The 17,487-nt window shown below is 45.1% G+C and carries 15 protein-coding genes; 9 read left to right on the top strand and 6 right to left on the bottom strand.

What is annotated here, in order from left to right; translation table 11 throughout:
- Positions 1 to 18: 18 nt before the first annotated feature.
- From fba to AOC21_RS08705, 5 genes are read left to right on the top strand one after another with little or no spacing between them, the layout of a single operon-like run.
- Positions 19 to 1,083: a class II fructose-bisphosphate aldolase gene (fba, locus tag AOC21_RS08725; protein WP_215391601.1), complete on the top strand. Its 1,065-nt coding sequence runs from the start codon at positions 19 to 21 to the stop codon at positions 1,081 to 1,083.
- Positions 1,084 to 1,090: 7 nt separating this feature from the next.
- Positions 1,091 to 1,990 (top strand): phosphoribosylaminoimidazolesuccinocarboxamide synthase, encoded by a 900-nt coding sequence (locus AOC21_RS08720; RefSeq protein ID WP_215391600.1) that lies wholly within the window; start codon positions 1,091 to 1,093, stop codon positions 1,988 to 1,990.
- A gap of 49 nt (positions 1,991 to 2,039) precedes the next feature.
- The gene (gene purE / locus AOC21_RS08715; protein ID WP_215391599.1) at positions 2,040 to 2,534 is read left to right on the top strand and encodes a 5-(carboxyamino)imidazole ribonucleotide mutase; all 495 of its coding nucleotides are present in this window, start codon (positions 2,040 to 2,042) and stop codon (positions 2,532 to 2,534) included.
- A 4-nt stretch (positions 2,535 to 2,538) separates the two neighbouring features.
- Positions 2,539 to 3,723, top strand: coding sequence for a 5-(carboxyamino)imidazole ribonucleotide synthase (locus tag AOC21_RS08710; RefSeq protein WP_215391598.1), 1,185 nt, complete (start codon positions 2,539 to 2,541; stop codon positions 3,721 to 3,723).
- Between the two features lies 1 nt (position 3,724).
- Positions 3,725 to 4,819, top strand: a complete 1,095-nt coding sequence (locus AOC21_RS08705) for an L-threonylcarbamoyladenylate synthase (RefSeq protein WP_215391597.1) — start codon at positions 3,725 to 3,727, stop codon at positions 4,817 to 4,819.
- Here the strand turns inward: AOC21_RS08705 and dacB are convergent.
- From dacB to AOC21_RS08685, 4 genes are read right to left on the bottom strand one after another with little or no spacing between them, the layout of a single operon-like run.
- A complete protein-coding gene (gene dacB, locus AOC21_RS08700) occupies positions 4,765 to 6,294 on the bottom strand; it encodes a D-alanyl-D-alanine carboxypeptidase/D-alanyl-D-alanine-endopeptidase (RefSeq protein WP_215391596.1) in 1,530 nt (509 codons plus the stop codon). The genes AOC21_RS08705 and dacB overlap by 55 nt on opposite strands.
- A 48-nt stretch (positions 6,295 to 6,342) precedes the next feature.
- Positions 6,343 to 8,769: a response regulator gene (locus AOC21_RS08695; protein WP_215391595.1), complete on the bottom strand. Its 2,427-nt coding sequence runs from the start codon at positions 8,767 to 8,769 to the stop codon at positions 6,343 to 6,345.
- Between the two features lie 6 nt (positions 8,770 to 8,775).
- Positions 8,776 to 9,399 (bottom strand): response regulator transcription factor, encoded by a 624-nt coding sequence (locus AOC21_RS08690; RefSeq protein ID WP_215347694.1) that lies wholly within the window; start codon positions 9,397 to 9,399, stop codon positions 8,776 to 8,778.
- On the bottom strand, positions 9,399 to 10,241 hold the full coding sequence (locus AOC21_RS08685; RefSeq protein ID WP_215391594.1) for a diguanylate phosphodiesterase: 843 nt from the start codon (positions 10,239 to 10,241) through the stop codon (positions 9,399 to 9,401). Before AOC21_RS08685 ends, AOC21_RS08690 begins: the two co-directional genes overlap by 1 nt.
- A gap of 316 nt (positions 10,242 to 10,557) precedes the next feature.
- On the opposite strand from AOC21_RS08685, the gene AOC21_RS08680 reads away from it, so the two are divergent.
- Together AOC21_RS08680 and groL are read left to right on the top strand one after the other, a co-directional pair.
- Complete coding sequence (locus AOC21_RS08680; protein ID WP_072582790.1) at positions 10,558 to 10,848, top strand: co-chaperone GroES; 291 nt, start codon at positions 10,558 to 10,560, stop codon at positions 10,846 to 10,848.
- Positions 10,849 to 10,876: 28 nt separating this feature from the next.
- The gene (gene groL, locus AOC21_RS08675) at positions 10,877 to 12,529 is read left to right on the top strand and encodes a chaperonin GroEL (protein WP_215360191.1); all 1,653 of its coding nucleotides are present in this window, start codon (positions 10,877 to 10,879) and stop codon (positions 12,527 to 12,529) included.
- A gap of 88 nt (positions 12,530 to 12,617) precedes the next feature.
- On the opposite strand, the gene AOC21_RS08670 is transcribed toward groL, so the two are convergent.
- Positions 12,618 to 13,625: a tripartite tricarboxylate transporter substrate binding protein gene (locus AOC21_RS08670; protein WP_215391593.1), complete on the bottom strand. Its 1,008-nt coding sequence runs from the start codon at positions 13,623 to 13,625 to the stop codon at positions 12,618 to 12,620.
- A 98-nt stretch (positions 13,626 to 13,723) separates the two neighbouring features.
- On the opposite strand from AOC21_RS08670, the gene AOC21_RS08665 reads away from it, so the two are divergent.
- Positions 13,724 to 14,470 (top strand): hypothetical protein, encoded by a 747-nt coding sequence (locus tag AOC21_RS08665; protein WP_215391592.1) that lies wholly within the window; start codon positions 13,724 to 13,726, stop codon positions 14,468 to 14,470.
- A gap of 12 nt (positions 14,471 to 14,482) precedes the next feature.
- On the opposite strand, the gene AOC21_RS08660 is transcribed toward AOC21_RS08665, so the two are convergent.
- Positions 14,483 to 15,274, bottom strand: a complete 792-nt coding sequence (locus AOC21_RS08660; RefSeq protein ID WP_215391591.1) for a hypothetical protein — start codon at positions 15,272 to 15,274, stop codon at positions 14,483 to 14,485.
- 134 nt (positions 15,275 to 15,408) lie between these two features.
- Between AOC21_RS08660 and AOC21_RS08655 the strand changes: the two genes are divergently transcribed.
- Complete coding sequence (locus tag AOC21_RS08655; protein ID WP_215391590.1) at positions 15,409 to 17,436, top strand: acyltransferase family protein; 2,028 nt, start codon at positions 15,409 to 15,411, stop codon at positions 17,434 to 17,436.
- Positions 17,437 to 17,487: the final 51 nt, after the last annotated feature.

Here is a 17,487-nt window from a genome sequence, read left to right as displayed (position 1 = left end):
ATTTATTAAGAGAACATCATGGCTTTAGTATCTTTAAGACAACTCTTGGATCATGCTGCTGAGAATGGCTACGGCCTGCCAGCATTTAACGTCAACAACTTAGAGCAGGTGACAGCGATTATGGAAGCGGCGAACGAAGCCGACTCCCCAGTCATCATGCAGGCTTCGGCTGGTGCACGTAAATATGCTGGTGAAGCATTCTTGCGCCATTTGATTTCTGCTGCAGTTGAGGCATACCCGCATATTCCTGTAGTGATGCACCAAGACCATGGTCAAAGCCCAGCCGTATGTATGGCTGCTATCAAGAGCGGCTTTACTAGCGTGATGATGGACGGTTCATTAGAGGCTGATGGCAAGAGTGTTGCTAGTTATGAATACAACGTCGACGTATCTAAAGAAGTAGTGAAGTTCTCCCACTCTATTGGGGTTACTGTTGAGGCTGAATTGGGCGTTCTGGGATCTTTAGAAACGATGCAAGGCGATAAAGAAGATGGTCATGGTGCCGACGGTAAGATGACCCGTGAACAGTTGCTGACTGATGTGGAACAAGCAGCTGATTTTGTGAAGGCGACCCAGTGCGATGCTTTAGCTATTGCGATTGGTACTAGCCATGGTGCATACAAGTTCACCAAAAAGCCAACCGGCGATATTTTGGCAATCGATCGCATTAGAGAAATTCATGCGCGCATTCCAAACACGCATTTGGTAATGCATGGCTCTTCGAGCGTTCCTCAAGAATTGCTTGCTGAGATCCGTGAATTCGGCGGTGATATGAAAGAGACATACGGTGTTCCTGTTGAGGAGATCCAAGAGGGCATCAAGAATGGCGTACGTAAGATCAATATCGATACCGATATCCGTTTGGCAATGACTGGCGCAATCCGTCGTTACTTTATTGAAAATCCATCCAAGTTTGATCCACGCGACTATTTGAAGCCAGCTCGTGAAGCTGCTAAGAAGGTTTGCATTGCGCGTTTCCAGGCTTTTGGTTCTGCTGGACAAGCCTCCAAAATTAAGCCGATTCCTTTAGAGAAGATGGCCGAGCTTTATAAGAGCGGCAAATTAACTCAAATTGTGAAGTGAATTAAATATGCCAGCTCTGTACGCTACCTCCATTAAGTCATTGCCTTTATTGTCTAAAGGTAAGGTCCGCGATGTCTATGCATTGGATGACGATAAGTTGCTCATGATTACGACAGACCGCCTCTCCGCATTTGATGTGGTGATGGGCGAGCCTATCCCCGAGAAAGGCGTAGTCCTTAATCAAATGGCTAATTTTTGGTTTGATAAATTGGCTTCTGTTATTCCAAATCATTTGACAGGGATTGATCCGGCTACTGTTGTTGCTGCTGATGAGGTAGCTCAAGTTCAAGGTCGTGCTGTTGTCGCTAAGCGTTTAAAGCCAATCTTGGTTGAAGCGGTAGTGCGTGGCTATTTAGCTGGTAGCGGTTGGAAAGATTACAAAGAAACCGGCAAGGTATGTGGTATTGCTTTACCCGAAGGTTTAGAAAACGCCCAGAAATTGCCTGAGCCGATTTTTACTCCAGCAGCTAAGGCTGAAGTCGGCGAGCATGATGAAAACATCTCATTTGAAAAAGTGATCGAGATGATTGGCGATCAGTTAGCCAATCAAATTCGTGAAGTGAGTATTCGTTTGTACAAAGAGGCTTCCGAATATGCTGCTACTCGCGGCATCATCATTGCTGATACCAAGTTTGAGTTTGGTTTAGATGCTAATGGCCAATTGGTGTTGATGGATGAGATCCTGACTGCCGATTCTTCACGTTTCTGGCCTGCCGAAACCTATTACGTTGGGTCAAATCCGCCGTCCTACGACAAGCAATTTGTACGTGATTGGCTGGAAACAGCCATGGTTGAAGGCAAGCTATGGCCCAAAACAGCTCCTGCACCGCAATTGCCTGCAGATGTGATCGAAAAGACTGCCCAAAAGTATCGTGAAGCTCTTACCCGGCTTACTCAGACTTCTTAAGTCGGGGATAATAGAGTCCTGAATAAATATAAGGCATGTGGAGAGGTAAATGAGCAAGAAGCCAATCGTCGGAATAGTGATGGGGTCCAATTCAGATTGGGACACCATGCAGCACGCCGCGCAAATGCTCGAGCAATTCGGTATTGCTCATGAAGCGAAAGTCCTCTCCGCTCACCGCATGCCAGACGATATGTTTCAGTATGCTGAAAAAGCCCAAGCTAATGGCTTGCAAGCCATCATTGCCGGTGCAGGTGGTGCGGCACACTTACCAGGCATGCTAGCTTCAAAAACGATTGTTCCTGTTTATGGTGTGCCGGTAGCCAGTAAATATTTGCGTGGCGAAGATTCTCTTTACTCTATTGTGCAAATGCCAAAAGGTATTCCGGTTGCAACCTTTGCGATTGGTGAGGCGGGTGCGGCTAATGCAGCTTTACATGTGATTGCTGGTTTGGCTTTGCACGATGCTGATTTGGCTAAGCGCCTAGAAGATTTCCGTGCGAAGCAGTCCGATACCGCGCGTTCGATGAATTTGCCGGGATATTAATTACATGGCAGATCGTATGGAACCCATTTTGCCGGGTTCGTATTTAGGAATTTTAGGTGGCGGTCAATTGGGGCGGATGTTTACTCAGGCCGCTCAAGCGATGGGTTACAAGGTTTGTGTACTGGACCCCGGTTCAGATAGTCCTGCCGGCTCTATTGCCGAAAAATTTATCCAAGCCGACTACACTGACTCTGCTGCGCTCAAAGAGATGGCGGCACTATGCGCTTCAGTAAGTACTGAATTTGAAAACGTTCCAGCACAAGCCTTAGATGAGCTGGAATCATTGGGTGTATTTGTGGCGCCGCGCAGTAGTTGCGTTTCCCTTGCCCAAAATCGTATTGCTGAGAAAAATTTCTTAGCTACCTGGAAATCAGAAACCAATATTGGCCCAGCACCGAACTTTGTGATTGAGTATGAGGCTGATATTGCGAATACACCAACAGATCTCTTTCCTGGAATCTTAAAAACTGCTCGTATGGGCTATGACGGTAAAGGTCAGGCAACTGTTTATAACGCAGAAGATTTAACTACTGCCTGGAATGAATTCGGGCGCGTGCCTTGCGTACTTGAAAAGCGCATGGAATTGGATTTCGAAGTGTCTGCTCTGGTTGTGCGCGGATATGATGACGCGGTTGTGGCTTACCCAGTCTCGCAAAATATCCATCGTGATGGTATTTTGCATACCTCAACGGTGCCAGCTCCTTCATTGAAGCCTGCTCAAGAGAAAAAAATTACTGATGCAGCTAAGGCGCTGATTCGTAAGATTGATTACGTCGGCGTACTTTGCGTTGAGTTTTTTGTACTCAAGAATGGCGATATCGTCGCTAATGAAATCGCGCCACGTCCGCATAACTCTGGTCACTACACCATGGATGCTTGTGTGAGCAGCCAGTTTGAGCAGCAGGTAAGAGCTATGGCGCGCTTGCCTTTGGGTGATACCCGTCAGCTAGCGCCGGTATCCATGCTCAATATATTAGGTGATCTTTGGTTTGAAGGTCGTGAAGATCAGCCAAAAGAGCCTGCTTGGAATAAGGTGCTCGCCCATCCTGATGCGAAGCTGCATTTGTACGGCAAGTCTGAGCCCCGTATCGGTAGAAAAATGGGCCATATCAATTGCCTTGGCGAAGCCCTCAACGAAGCGCGTCAAAACTGCGCGGCTGTTGCTACAGAATTAGGGATCGAGCCCTAGAATGGCTAGCGATAGTACGCTACTGCAATCCTCTGCAGTGATTAATGAAGCGGTACAAACCTTGCGCGATGGCGGTTTAGTCGCATTCCCCACCGAGACGGTATATGGCTTGGGCGCGGATGCTAAAAATCCTGAGGCGATTAAGAAAATATTTGCCACCAAGGGCCGACCTTCGAATCACCCTCTCATTGTTCATCTAGCCGCGCCAGATAAGTTTGATCAAGCTCAAATTGATTGGGTTGCGCTATTGGCCCCTTGGGCAAGAGATTTGTCTGAAGAAGCGTTAAAACTGATTAATGCATTTTGGCCAGGACCATTAACACTGGTCTTCAAGAAGGACAAAAGTGTTTTACCGGATTTGACGGGTGGCCAAGATACCGTAGCGATTCGCGCACCTTCGCATCCCATTGCCCAAGAGTTATTACGTAAATTTAAAGGCGGTGTTGTAGCGCCTTCAGCAAATCGCTTTGGCAAAGTGTCTCCTACGAGTGCATCTGATGTTCGTGATGAATTCGAGGGTATATTGGATTTAATGGTCTTAGATGGCGGCGACTGTGAAGTAGGTATCGAGTCCACCATCATTGATTTATCTTCCGGGGATAAGGCAGTGCTCCTCAGGCCTGGAGCAATTACTCCAAGCGAGATCTTTGCCAAGACTGGCGTGAAGGTGTATCAGCCTGGAGAGTTAATCAATGACCAAGCGGTGAATGATCTTCCCAAGGTGTCTGGAAGTCTGAAAGCGCATTACGCACCAACTACCCCATTGCGCCTATATGCACCAGGACGAGTCTTGGATGCCTTGAGTGAGTACCCAGATATTAAGTCTCGTGTTGCTGTAGCGGTATGGGATTCTGAGTCTTCTTTGGTTTTAGAAGATCACCCTTCAACAGATGTTGAGGAGGTAATTATGTCTAGTGACCCAACTACATTTGCGAGCAAGCTATATCGTTCCTTGCGCGATTTAGATCAGCAGGGTTGGGATTTGATTTTGTTTCCTGAGCCGCCAGCAGGCGAGGAGTGGGACGGCGTGAGAGACCGTCTTCAGCGCGCATGCTTCGGTTCTGGCCCATCTTCAAGTAGCCACGATAACAACTGATCATGCGCCTCTAAACCTCTCCAGGCATTGGGGTGGTTGATGAATGAAGTCACGGCATACATCTTTCCGGATTTACTTAAAACATAACCTGAGATTGCTCGCACATCTGCGAGAGAGCCCGTCTTAATTCTGGCCTCAGGTTTTTTCTTGAGATGCAAAAACTTGCGTAATTGACTCATCAAGCGATTGCGCATTGTGCCGTCAGTGCCCGCAATCGGCAAGCTGCTATAAAACACATCACCCACTGGTAGATTGCGAGCAGCCAGCAAGAGTTGGTTCATTTGACTTGCGGAGATGGCTTCGTTGCGAGACAGACCAGAGCCATTTTCAATAACCAGCCCCTGAAAGTCCAAGCCATTTTGTTTGAGCCAACTCTGAATAACAAGTTCGCCATTAGCAGTGGTTGCGGGTTTACCCATTTTCTCTAAGGCTAAAGTCAACAGAACCTGGCGTGCCATGACGTTGTTGGAGTATTTATTAATATCCAAAACATCATCTGCTAAGGCAATGCCCTCAAACTGGAGTAGCAGTCTTGCTGCTAGCGGCACAACGCCATTTTTGCCGACTGGAGGCTGTGCCCATGTACCACCGGCCAATTCCCAGGCAGCAGCAAAGCCTTGGGTTAAAAAGGTATTGGCATCAAGGGCGACAACATTAAAGTTCACACCCTTACAGGCGCTTGGGAATGCACCAGAGAACTGTGCAGTCAAAGGTTGATCAGTATTGCTTACGCCTTCTGGATTCAGATTAAAACGAATACCACTCTTCCAGTTATCGCATGAGCTATCAACTAATTGCATTTGGTTTGAAACCTTCAACTGAGAAAGAGGTGGGGTGTAGCTGATATCGATAAAGTCAGCGGTGCGCGACTTCCCCAGCTGAAACGATAGTGTCCTAAAGGCATAGAGCAGCGGATCTGGCGGAACGTTATAGGCGCGTAGAGATTCGCCATCAATGGTGTTGTGTTCCATGACGATGGGAGCATAAGCGCTGCGATCAAAGAATAGATTTCCATCAATCTTCTGGATACCTAAGCCTTGAAGATCTTTCATCATCTTCATAAGCTCTTCAGGGATGAGCTTTGGATCACCAGTACCTTGTAAATACAAATTACCCTTCAGTACACCCTGACGAATCACACCATCCGTATAGACATTAGTGCGCCAACGATATTGCGGACCCAAAATATCTAAGCCCGAAAGTGTAGTTAATAGCTTCATTGTTGAAGCGGGGTTCATTGGATCATCACTACGCCAATCTAAAACTTTCTTGGCAACATTCTTTCCGGGGCGACCAGGCTCGATCTCCACCACTGAAATGCTTACCGTATCGAGGGGGATTTGATTGCGCTCTAGGCTTGTTGCTACGGGTTTTGGAATGGCTAGGGCTGGAACTTCACTGGCAAGCGCTAAAGAGCTAGCAAGCCATAAGCTGGCTACTACAAAAGCTCGGGAACAAAAAAAGAAATGGCGCATTCCCCATAGGATAAACCCACATTAATGCGGGATGTACTACACCTAGGGCTAAAGATGTGAATATCGCAATTGATACCTAAGAATTATTTGATTTTGATCCTTAAGCAATTGAGTAAAGGCGCATATTCGGCCGTTCAGATTGCCCTCTTGCTCTAAAGCCTCGCATGCCTGCACAAATGAATGGGCACTCAAAAGTTGTGCACCACCTTTAACCTTGTGGACCAGGCTATTAAAGTCTTCTTCATTACACATATTGTCTTTGATGGCCACAAGAGCTTCATCGTGAACCTTTTTAATTTCGTCCAAGATCACCAGAATGTATTCTGGACTTTGCCTAAGCAGGCTTTCAAAAGCATCGAATGAATACTCCTCTTCGAGATTCATCGGCTCCGCTGAATCGGTGGATTCCTTGATTTGGAAATATCGAGAGAGTTCATTCTCTAACGTCATGAGACTTAATGGCTTAATCAGAACCCCATTCATACCAGCCTCTAAGAATTGCTGTCTTGAGTCTAGAGCATAGATATCGGCAGTAATGCCAATGATGATCAAATCCCGATGGCCGTTGTTTCGTAAGTGCCTAGCAAGTTCCGAGCCCTGCATTCCAGGAATGGATTGATCTGTTAGCAGAAGATCAAAGTGCTTCTGGTTAAAGAGCTTTAGCGCAGTATTAGCATTGTCGCAAACCGATGCTTCAACACCTAAGGCTTGAAGCTGGAGAGAAATAATTTGACGGCTCGCTGGGTGATCTTCTACCACTAGGGCTTGTAAGGATCGCCCAATATCTAAGGCTTGCTTAGATACTAGCTTTCTTAAGGTATTCGGATGTTCTAGCGTAGAGCTTCTTCTTGCTGCAATGCTTGTGCGTGGGAATGCCACACAAAAATGAATGTTGCTACCAAACCCGGGAGCGCTCTCAAAGTAGAGCTGGCTATTCATGGAGGTAACTAGGTGGTTTGTGATTGTTAAACCAAGGCCAGTTCCGTTGGCTTGTTCGGTATTGCCTGGTATTTGCTCAAAGGCTTGAAGTGCAATTGCAATCTCGTCTGATCCCATGCCAACGCCGGTATCAATGACCCTGAATTCAATGAGTTGTCCCGCATGGTCATCTGCCAGCACACTAATAGAAAAATAGATCTCGCCATATTCCGTGAATTTAATAGCGTTGCTAATCAGATTCTGCAGTATTTGTCGTAGACGTAATGAATCTAGTAATAAGACTTCTGCAATACGGGGATCTTTAGAAGTATGAAGTTTGAGATTCTGTCTATGAGCAACCGTTGAGAATGCCGAGTCGATGTCATCAATCAAGGCATTGAGATTGCAGGGCTCAATATTAAGTGTGAGCTTACCTGCTTCTATTTTCGAGAGATCTAAAACCTGATTCAAGATGCCTAAAAGAGATTCTGCTGATGAGTGGGCACTTTTAAGCAACACTTTTTCATTTGCAGGCAGGGGGCTGCTCAACAATAACTCTTGTACACCCAAGATCGCATTCATGGGCGTTCGGATCTCATGGCTCATAGTTGCCAAGAAAGAAGACTTGGCTTCATTCGCTTTTTCAGCCTGCTCTTTTGAAGCAATCAGAATGTCTGTCTCTTGTTTCTGAAGTGATTGTGTTTGATGCATGCGCCAAAGCGAATAGGCTCCCAGTAGTAGGGCTCCCAAAGTAAAGAGCCAGGGTATAGAGCTTGATCGAGCAGGAGAAACTGCTTCAAGTGTCGAAGGGCTCAAGCTAAAAAGTTGACGTGATGCAATTGGGTCTAATTTATTTAGAAAGTGCCCTAGTACACCATGCAAAGCTTCATCTTGATGAGCAATCAGCCAACGATATTCAAATGGCTCCCTGTTGTAAAACCCATCAAGCTGTAGCTTATCTTCATTGAATCCCCGAATCAATTGCTGCGCTAGGCGATGCGGTAAGACAAGCGCTTGAATATCATTCTTGAGGAGATCAAAAATCAACTTTTCTGTATAGCTAGAGACCTTGGCTTGGGGATGGCTTGGTATTGGTGGATTTTCGAAGCCACGATCGAAGTAGGCAATATTGATCGGTTCAATTGGCTTATCGTTATTTGAGCGCTTTGTCAGAATGGCGTCGTGACCCCAAAAGATTGCCTCCGATAGAGATCCAAACTTCAGATATTCATCATCTAGAGTTGGTGGATCAATAATGAAGTCGACTTCCCCGGTGGCAAGTTGATGTAGTCCTTCCTGATCGCTCTTGCGCCACTTTGGTAAAAATTCTTGCTTGGTAAATTCACCCAACTTGCTTAATACGCCATGAAATATTCCAGATTCACCTCTTTCATTGACTTCTAAATATGGAGCATACTTTTCGTGAATACTGAAACGCACTACGGGATGGGCATCGATCCATTTTTGCTCGATTGGGTTAAATGCTTTCGCATATGTACCACCTACCATTCCATTGAGTAGAAGAGTAAGAGCAATGCGGTATATGGATCGACGCATACTTGCTTAGCTTTCGATAATGTTATTCATACGACAGAACAAGATGAGATCAGCAATATTGTTAATCCCCAACTTGTCAAAGACCCTAGTCTTATAAGTAGCCACCGTTTTATTGCTGATATGCAGCATGTCTGATATCTGTTGATTGGTATTACCTTTGCCTAGATATTTCATGACCTGCAATTCACGATCAGAAATTAACGCGAGCTTATCGTTATCACTTAATGAGCTATTACCATTTTTGCCGTGAGTGAAAAAGTTGTAACCTTGGGAGATGGCAACACAGGCAGCCAGGATGACATCCGCGCCAGCAGTTTTATTGACAAAGCCATGGCCGCCTAATGATCGTACTCTGCCGCCATAGACTGCCTCATCCATGCTGGAGAGAACTAACATGCGAACATCTGGATACATTAAGCCGATACGACGGATGACATCAAAGCCATCCGTCTTGGGCATATCTAGATCCAGAATCACCATATTAGGATTAACCTCTTTCATGGACCTGAGGCACTCCTCGCCGTTCTGAGCTTGTCCTGCAATTTCAAACAACAACTGGTCTTGCAACATACTTTTAAGAGCCATCAGCATTGCTGGATGGTCATCTACCAACATCACGCGTTTTCTCATTACTTGTCTCCGTTTTGGTTTGGGTGTGGATGAGGGTGCAGCGAAAAAATGGCTTTAGCGATACGGCTATCATTGATTTGAAGCATTTGATGGCGGCTTACTGGCGACATCATGAGGCCGCCATAAGAATGATCGGCAATTAAAGTGGAGGCATTCTCCAAGTCCTTGACCAGTCCAATATTGCTTGCATAAATTTGGGTGGGTGAATAAGGTGACTGTCTCAATTGAGACAGCACATCGCCTGCCAGCTCACGTTCACGAATCTGCGCCATATCAATATGCACACCTTCTAATTGCATCTCTTTGATCCAGTGCAACTCTGCAACGCTTCCAGAAAATGATAGGTAGTGAAGTAAGACACCCAGTCGTCGCAAGCGTAGTAAACCTTCTTTACAGGAATTGGTAATGTCTGACTCAGGAATTGTTTGCATGCCAATACTTACCAAGCCAACCGGTAGACGTGAATTCAAAATGAGTTCGCTCATCGCATCGACATAGCCACTTGAAGCTAAGGCATGTGCTGGCACTGGCAAGATGCCGGAAATAAAGCGTCCGCTGCGATACCAATAGGCAACTGTGTCTAGGCCCTCCATGAATAGGCGAAGAAGTTGCATGTCAGATGCAGTCAATAAAGGTCTAAATAAAGATCCTGTCAGTTTTGTTCCCTTGCAATTAAAGATGGGTTCATGACTAATCGCTTGTCGCTTGGACCAGGATTGGTGTTCTTCAAGGGCCTGGCCACTAAGGCCAAGCCAGGGGTCGCCACAGGCGTCTCGTACTTCTTGGAAGGGTTTGTTCTTCCATGCCTTTACAAGCGTGTACAGCCGGGATTTCGGGCTCATCAGCATTCTCCAATCGGTGACTATCCAGTCTAGGCAGGACGGATTGGAGCGGTAAGGGCTTTGGGCTGATTTATCTGTAGGAATCGACCTACCAGCCTGTCCCTATTATAAAAAGGTGCTAAATCCTTAGAGAATTTATGGTGATCTGCCCTTGAAATCCCAGGAATGAGACCTATATAATCAGCACTCCCTACATGCGAGTGCTAAAACGGTAATTTTTTGATAAATAACCCTTAGCTTCCGTGTGAAGAGATTATAAAGCATTGATTTATATAGTTTATTTAAATAGTTAACACTTACTAACATAGGAGAAGAGATGAATTTGCGTCCCTTACATGATCGCGTAATCATCAAGCGTTTAGATCAAGAATCAAAAACTGCTTCCGGAATCATCATTCCTGACGCTGCTGCAGAAAAGCCTGATCAAGGTGAAGTTTTGGCAGTAGGCCCAGGCAAGCGCGATGACAGCGGCAAATTAAACGCACCTGACGTCAAAGTTGGCGATCGCGTGTTGTTTGGCAAATATGCAGGTCAAACAGTAAAAGTTGACAGCGAAGAACTCATCGTGATGCGTGAAGACGACATCATGGCTGTTGTACAGAAGTAATTTCGGTATTTAAGAGAGGAATTTAATCATGGCAGCAAAAGACGTTGTATTTGGAGATAGCGCCCGCACCAAGATGGTCGAAGGCGTAAACATTCTTGCTAATGCAGTGAAAACAACTTTGGGACCAAAGGGTCGCAATGTGGTGATCGAGCGCTCATTCGGTGGACCAACAATCACTAAAGACGGTGTTTCTGTAGCAAAAGAAATCGAACTCAAAGACAAGCTCCAGAACATGGGTGCACAGATGGTTAAGGAAGTTGCTTCCAAAACTGCTGACATCGCCGGCGACGGTACAACTACCGCTACTGTGTTGGCTCAGTCTATCGTTCGCGAAGGTATGAAATACGTAGTTTCAGGCCATAACCCAATGGACTTGAAGCGTGGCATCGACAAGGCTGTTACAGCTGCAATCGAAGAGCTCGCAAAAATCAGCAAGCCTTGCACCACTACTAAAGAAATTGCTCAAGTAGGTTCTATTTCTGCAAACAGCGACCACAGCATCGGTCAGCGCATTGCAGAAGCAATGGAAAAAGTGGGTAAAGAAGGTGTTATCACTGTTGAAGATGGCAAGTCTTTGGAAGATGAGCTTGAAGTAGTTGAAGGTATGCAGTTTGACCGTGGCTACCTCTCTCCATACTTTATCAATCAACCAGAAAAACAAGTTGCCGTATTGGAAAGCCCATACGTTCTCTTGTTTGACAAGAAGATTGCCAATATCCGTGATCTGCTCCCAGTACTCGAGCAAGTAGCGAAGTCTGGTCGTCCATTGTTGATCATTGCAGAAGATGTTGAAGGCGAAGCCTTGGCAACTTTGGTTGTGAACAACATCCGCGGAATCATCAAGACTTGTGCTGTTAAGGCTCCTGGTTTTGGTGACCGTCGTAAAGCCATGTTGGAAGACATCGCGATTTTGACTGGCGGCACAGTAATCGCTGAAGAAATCGGCCTCACACTCGAGAAAACAACCCTTGAGCACTTAGGTCAAGCGAAGCGTATCGAAGTGGGCAAAGAAAATACCATCATCATTGACGGTGCTGGCGATGCTAAAGCGATTGAAGCTCGTGTGAAGAACATTCGTGTTCAGATCGAAGAAGCGACTAGCGACTACGACAAAGAGAAATTGCAAGAGCGTGTAGCCAAGTTGGCTGGCGGTGTTGCAGTGATTCGTGTTGGTGCTGCTACAGAAGTAGAAATGAAAGAGAAGAAGGCTCGTGTTGACGACGCATTACATGCAACTCGTGCAGCTGTCGAAGAAGGTATTGTTCCTGGCGGTGGCGTAGCATTGATTCGTGCAATGCAAGGTATCAAGGGCTTGAAGGGCGACAACGCTGATCAAGACGCTGGTATCAGCATCGTATTGCGCGCTATGCAAGAGCCGTTGCGTACTATCGTTAGCAATGCTGGTGAAGACGCTGGCGTGGTTGTTAATGCAGTACAAGCAAGTACAGGTAATAACGGCTACAACGCGGCTACTGGTGAATACGGTGACCTCGTTGCACAAGGCGTTATCGACCCAACCAAGGTAACAAAAACTGCATTAGTAAATGCTGCTTCTGTTGCTGGCCTGTTGTTGACAACTGATTGTGCAATTTCCGAAGCGCCAAAAGATGAATCTGGTGCTGGCGGTATGCCTGATATGGGCGGCATGGGTGGCATGGGTGGAATGGGCGGCATGATGTAATAGCCTCACCTCTCCAGCTAGTTTGCTGTAGAAACAAAAACGCCTGGTTCAAAAGACCAGGCGTTTTTTATTGGACCCTCTTCTCGAATTAATCGGGCTGTATGCCGCCATCCTTGATCACTTTTTTCATCCTCACCAATCCCTGCGCAATCATTTCTTTTAAATGATCTGGGCCAAGAGGGACAAATTCAAAGCCTTGCTGGATGAGTTGCTCACGTAGTTTTGGATCTTTTAGCGCAGCTGCTAAAGACTCATTTAGTTTTTCAATAATCACTGGTGGAGTACCCTTAGGCGCCAGTAGGGCGCCCCAGGTTGAGAATTCATAACCTTTTACACTCTCATTAATTGTTGGAGCATTGGGTAGCAGCGGAGACCGTGTTTTGCTCGCCACCCCTAATACCTTTAGCTTTCCAGCGCGAATATGGGGGAGTACAACCGATAAAGCGCTGATCATCACTGGTACTTGGCCAGCCATGACGTCAGTGACTGCGGCGGCAGCTCCACGATAAGGAATATGAACGATTGGAGCGCCAGTGTATTGGCGGAAGATTTCCATGCCAATATGTTGCGGTGAACCATTGCCCCCAGAGGCATAGTCAATCTTGCCAGGCTTTTCTTTAGCAATGCGCACGAGGTCCGCTGCAGTATTCCCAGGAAATGTTGGGTTGGCAACCAGCACAAAAGTGATCGCCGCCACTTCAGATATTGGAGTAAAACTTTGAATCGGATCGTAATCAATCTTTTTATATAGATTAGGTAACATCGTTAGGATGCTGTCATTAAAAGCACCCAAGACATAACCATCAGCAGGGCTTTGTGCAACCTTAGCTGCACCAATTAATCCCGCGCCTCCTGGAATATTTTCGATTGTGATTGCTTGACCCAGGCTTTCACCCATTTTTTGGGCAATTGGGCGCATCAAGATGTCAACGCCACTGCCTGCTTGAAGCGGCATAATGATTTGAATGGTTCGGTTAGGATAGCTGCTTTGCGAGCTGGCTGATGTTGCCCAAAACATTGCGCAGATTGAAATGAAAAAACTAATAAACGCTGATTTAAATTGCATATTGTCTCGACCTATTAATTGACGGAGCATTCTGTCGATGCTTCTATGGCATATCTTAGCGCAAGAGAAAAGCGTCCATAGGCGTTTTTCATATATAGGAGTAAGCTTGAGCCAACTTTAGCTCCAGAATGGGTATTCAAATGGTTGGTAAAAATCGAGCAATCTCATTCATCTCAATATATTCAATCTTATTGAGTGCGTTATTTGTCTCAGGGGTCTCAATTGCACAATCAGCTGACTCACAGCCGGTATTCCAAAAAAGCGTCTCTAATCTGCGTAACCAGCGGTATTGCGAGGTTTTAGTTGGTAAGCGTGAATGGCTCAAACTGGAGGTTAGGGTATTTAATACTCAAGGCCTTAATCTTTGTCCCGAGTCACAGTGGAAGATCTTGGACAAGGAATCTATTACCAAGACTTTTGACGCCTCATTCGTTCTATTAAATGGACCACGCTATTGGACGATGGATGAAATTCAGGCTGCTGGTAGCACGATAAATGATGTGAAGGAATCTTTTGGCGGCATTGAGATGAATTTGCGAGCCACAGTACGGTTGAGTTTGCTTAAGCAATTTATGGGTAGCAAGAAGTACACCCCAAATGAAATCAATCGCACCACTAATTTTATTTACAGAGCCGGTAGTGCTGTTTACGAACTTACCTCTCCCGGGGGAGATGTATATGTAATGCAGTCATATTCACAAATTGTGAATCCTTCGCTCAATATGAAAGACCTACCAGTATTAAGCGAGCAATTGAAACTACCCGCTGGCTGGACATATAGAAGCCGCGTGCTCGATCAAGATCTCTCTTTGATAGCTAACGGTGTTGCCTATGTGCTGCAAGACAACTTATCCAATAGCTACCAGCGTAGATAGACTTTTAAAAGTTTATTGAAGAAGCGTTTGCGTTCGCAGTAAGTCTGCATTAAAAGATTCGTAGGGAAATAGCTGATTAGGGAACTCTAGAGCGAAGATCACATAAAGCGCAAATCCCATCAGACCCAGGTAAAGAGCGGTTAAAAACCAATCTTCTTCTTTTTTAACCGCCATGGCATAACCGCTTAAAAGAGCGCCAATCGATAGCAAGGAAAATAAGAAGCGCTCAAGAATGGGTGGGGGATGATGTCTAGCATTCAACATGCCAGCACGTAAAACTTCATTGAGGTGATCTGTTTGAGGTCTTAAGATCTTGTCGGCTAACTCTCTATTACCAATTGGGGCGCGAGGAATACTCAGCATCATTAATTCATTAAACCCATTTAATTTACTGCCTAGGCGAGCAATATTTGCATTGAGGTCAGCGAATGTATTGATCTCTTTATATATCTCAAGACGATCTGTCAGAATTTCTTTAAGAGAGTTTCGTACCTCAATCTGATCTTTTGGACCGAGGTATTTGCTGGATTGGTAAATTTGGGTAATGGCATCGGCTTGGGCACGCATGAGGCTAATGCGTTGATCAAAATGCTCATTTGCCCCCGAGAATGTAAAGCCAAGAACCAGTGCCGATAATCCAAAGATAGCGGATGCCAAGGAATCTCGAACAATGACCTGATTGGAGGTGCGAAGACGGTATTTTCCAAAAGACCAGCCTATCAATAAGAATATCAAGATGGAGATGAAAAATATGAAGGGCGCATATTTAACAATATTTAGGTGATTCCCAATGAAATTCGGCATAGCAAGCTCTCGTAAGGTGGTGGGGCTTAATTTTGGAGTTTGTTTAGTGTAATAAAAACCGCCCAAAGGCGGTCATTTATTTAATGATGGTGCTAGTTACTTGAAGCTCGTAAGGGTTGATAAAATCTCGCTAGATGCCCAAAACTTTTGTACCCCCTCAATTTCACCCTAAATATCGCCCTGATATTGACGGATTACGAGCTATAGCCGTTCTTGCCGTTCTGGCTTTTCATGCATTCCCGGAGATGGTCAGGGGTGGATTTATCGGGGTCGACATTTTTTTTGTGATCTCTGGATATCTCATTTCCACAATTATTTTTCATGGTCTAGACAACAATCTTTTCAGTTTCTCTGGGTTTTATGTGCGTCGCATTAAACGTATTTTTCCAGCGCTCATTCTTGTCCTGATCGCCTCCTTTGTATTTGGCTGGTTTGTATTAATTGCTGATGAGTACATGCAGTTGGGTAAGCATATGGCTGCTGGCGCTGGGTTTGTATCTAATTTAGTTTTGTGGAATGAAGCTGGCTATTTTGATGCAGCGGCCGATACCAAGCCATTACTTCATTTATGGAGCTTGGGGATTGAAGAGCAGTTTTATATTGTGTGGCCAATATTGCTATGGATTTCATGGAGATGTAAGTTCAACCTTCTCTTCATTGCCATCATGATGGCTTTAGCCTCTTTTGCTCTTAATGTGTATGGCATTAATCAGGATGCAGTTGCAACTTTTTATTCTCCGCAAACACGTTTCTGGGAGTTATTAAGTGGGAGCTTATTGGCGTGGATAGCCTTATATAAAAGAGCTTGGCTCGGCAATGCTGAAAAGAAGATTGACGCTTCTCTTGCTTCATTAAAGTCGTCAAATATCCTATCAATTATTGGGTTTTGTATGCTTGCCTATGGATTGTGGAGTATTAATAAGGATATAAGTTTTCCAGGATGGTGGGCTTTAATACCGGTGATGGGTACTGTATTGATTATTGCCGCTGGTTCTGAGGCCATCATCAATCGCTTGGTTTTATCAAATCCATTGATAGTTTGGTTTGGGGTAATCAGTTTCCCGCTGTACTTATGGCATTGGCCTTTACTGTCGTTTGCTAGGATTATTGAGGGTGCGGTCCCAAGTCTTGGCATAAGAATCGGGGCTTGTTTACTTGCTGTATTGCTTGCATGGGTCACATTCAAGTTAGTTGAGAGTCCTATTCGCTTTGGAAAAAATACTAAAGCTAGTGTTGTAATTCTCCTCTCTCTGATGACGATTGTTGGTTATATTGGCTTTAATACTTATGTTCGTAATGGCTTAAGCTTTAGAAATGCCGATAAAGTAAATACCAATAGAGTCCCCTGGTACAGAGGAAAAGAAGATTGGTTATTTTTAGGCGTTGCAGACAATGCGATGGCTAAGCTTAAGCTTTCCGTTATCCCATTTGAGGGTGAGGTAGAGGCTACCAGCAAAGCTTTTTCTGAGATTGCTCAAAAAGCAGCACAATTTAATACCCAGCTTGTTTTAATTGTTGGTCCGGATAAATCAAGCATTTACCCTGAATATTTGCCAGACGATTTGGTGCCATCAACAAAAAAATATAGCAGCTTCTTTTTGGATGAGCTAAAAAAGATCCCTCATCTAGTTGTATGTGATCCGACGGATGATTTGCTTCGACTGAAAAACTCGGAAGGCATTCTTTATCCGAGAACCGATACTCACTGGAACAATAAAGGCTCCTTCTTAACCTATTCTGAATGCTCAAGGCGTCTTAATTTGCCCATTCCAGAGGTCGAATTTCGACAGGGGGCCCTTTACAAGGGTGATCTGATTAGCACTTACAAGATAGAAAACTTCCCACTCCATCCTGGAGATAGCTGGGATGTTGTTTGGAAAAATCAACCAGCCTTAAGCGAAAAAGAAATTAAGGATGAGCAAAAAACAGCATTTGGTTCTACCGTAGTTGTAAGCAATGCCAATCCTTTATCAAGTAAGTATGTTTGGGTAGTCGGCGATTCATTTACCAGCGCATTAAGACAGTATTTGAATGCGACCTTTAAAGAGGTTCGCTATGTCGGACACTGGAGTGAAAAGTTAAAAGAATTACCCGCAGACCTTGAGAAGGCAGACAGAAAGCCTGACATGATCGTCATTGTCAGGGTTGAGCGCTCGTTTTAACGCTGGTGGTTTAAATAATATTGAGGTTAAAACCTTTTTTGTCTTAGATTT

It is taken from the genome of Polynucleobacter sp. VK25 (assembly GCF_018687355.1).
In the GTDB taxonomy this organism is placed as follows: domain Bacteria; phylum Pseudomonadota; class Gammaproteobacteria; order Burkholderiales; family Burkholderiaceae; genus Polynucleobacter.
This window is presented reverse-complemented; position numbering and strand designations above follow the sequence as displayed.

Bases quoted from the DNA above. Each gene is read 5' to 3' on its own strand.
- AOC21_RS08680 (WP_072582790.1), top strand. From the start codon at position 10,558: ATGAATTTGCGTCCCTTACATGATCGCGTAATCATCAAGCGTTTAGAT.
- AOC21_RS08670 (WP_215391593.1), bottom strand. From the start codon at position 13,625: ATGCTCCGTCAATTAATAGGTCGAGACAATATGCAATTTAAATCAGCG.
- AOC21_RS08720 (WP_215391600.1), top strand. From the start codon at position 1,091: ATGCCAGCTCTGTACGCTACCTCCATTAAGTCATTGCCTTTATTGTCT.
- groL (WP_215360191.1), top strand. From the start codon at position 10,877: ATGGCAGCAAAAGACGTTGTATTTGGAGATAGCGCCCGCACCAAGATG.
- AOC21_RS08660 (WP_215391591.1), bottom strand. From the start codon at position 15,274: ATGCCGAATTTCATTGGGAATCACCTAAATATTGTTAAATATGCGCCC.
- AOC21_RS08655 (WP_215391590.1), top strand. From the start codon at position 15,409: ATGCCCAAAACTTTTGTACCCCCTCAATTTCACCCTAAATATCGCCCT.
- AOC21_RS08665 (WP_215391592.1), top strand. From the start codon at position 13,724: ATGGGTATTCAAATGGTTGGTAAAAATCGAGCAATCTCATTCATCTCA.
- AOC21_RS08710 (WP_215391598.1), top strand. From the start codon at position 2,539: ATGGCAGATCGTATGGAACCCATTTTGCCGGGTTCGTATTTAGGAATT.
- AOC21_RS08705 (WP_215391597.1), top strand. From the start codon at position 3,725: ATGGCTAGCGATAGTACGCTACTGCAATCCTCTGCAGTGATTAATGAA.
- AOC21_RS08685 (WP_215391594.1), bottom strand. From the start codon at position 10,241: ATGAGCCCGAAATCCCGGCTGTACACGCTTGTAAAGGCATGGAAGAAC.
- AOC21_RS08695 (WP_215391595.1), bottom strand. From the start codon at position 8,769: ATGCGTCGATCCATATACCGCATTGCTCTTACTCTTCTACTCAATGGA.
- dacB (WP_215391596.1), bottom strand. From the start codon at position 6,294: ATGCGCCATTTCTTTTTTTGTTCCCGAGCTTTTGTAGTAGCCAGCTTA.
- fba (WP_215391601.1), top strand. From the start codon at position 19: ATGGCTTTAGTATCTTTAAGACAACTCTTGGATCATGCTGCTGAGAAT.
- AOC21_RS08690 (WP_215347694.1), bottom strand. From the start codon at position 9,399: ATGAGAAAACGCGTGATGTTGGTAGATGACCATCCAGCAATGCTGATG.
- purE (WP_215391599.1), top strand. From the start codon at position 2,040: ATGAGCAAGAAGCCAATCGTCGGAATAGTGATGGGGTCCAATTCAGAT.